The sequence below is a fragment of the Pseudomonas sp. AC463 genome (assembly GCF_979253585.1).
Genome location: NZ_CEEDDZ010000780.1, coordinates 1 through 260, shown reverse-complemented (window position 1 = coordinate 260; position 260 = coordinate 1). Strand labels below are relative to the sequence as shown.

The 260-nt window shown below is 65.0% G+C and carries 1 protein-coding gene; it reads left to right on the top strand.

The features are described 5' to 3' along the window. Nucleotides 1–260 (top strand): GNAT family N-acetyltransferase (locus AC0IYH_RS32340; protein WP_471838418.1); only part of this gene is annotated, 260 nt, incomplete at both ends.

Below are 260 nucleotides of genomic sequence, written 5' to 3'. Positions count from 1 at the left end.
GGCAAGGCTATCTACGCTTCTACGGGCAGCAGATGCCCGAGGCCACCACAGCCCTGACCTGGCAACGCTTTCTCGCTGACGACGAGCCGATGCATGCGGCCCTCGCCTGGCACGAAGGGCGAGCCATCGGCCTGGTGCACTGGATCTTCCACCGCTCCTGCTGGACGACCGGCGACTACTGTTACCTACAGGATCTGTTCGTCGACGAAAGCGTGCGCGGCAGCGGCGCCGGACGCGGGCTGATCGAACATGTCTACGCC